Origin of the sequence: Streptacidiphilus sp. ASG 303 (assembly GCF_020991365.1) — a bacterium.
Classification (GTDB): Bacteria; Actinomycetota; Actinomycetes; order Streptomycetales; family Streptomycetaceae; genus Peterkaempfera.
In genome coordinates, this window is sequence record NZ_JAJLRA010000106.1 from 1 (window position 1) to 394 (window position 394).

Genomic DNA, 394 nt, shown 5'->3' on the forward strand with positions numbered 1-394 from the left:
ACCGGGTGGTGGTGCCCGAGATGAACCTCGGCCAGCTCGCCCGGCTGATCCGCGCCGAGTACCTGGTCGACGCCCGCTCCCACACCCAGGTCAGCGGCATGCCGTTCAAGGCCGAGCAGCTCGCCGAGGCCATCACCGCACACCTCACGGAAGGACCGATCGGCCGTGGCTGACCGCCCCACCGCCCTGCTGCCCCTGGTGCCCAGGGCCGCCGCCCCGCAGACCGCCCGGGACTTCAAGACGGACCAGGAGGTCCGCTGGTGCCCGGGCTGCGGCGACTACGCCATCCTGGCCGCGGTGCAGTCCTTCATGCCCGAGCTCGGCCTGGCCCGGGAGAACGTCTGCTTCGTCTCCGGCATCGGCTGCTCCTCCCGCTTCCCGTACTACATGAACA

The 394-nt window shown here is 71.1% G+C and carries 1 pseudogene; it reads left to right on the top strand.

Annotated features, from left to right (window positions below):
* Positions 1–165 precede the first annotated feature (165 nt).
* Positions 166–394, top strand: a pseudogene (locus LO771_RS30115) (2-oxoacid:ferredoxin oxidoreductase subunit beta); the annotation flags it as partial.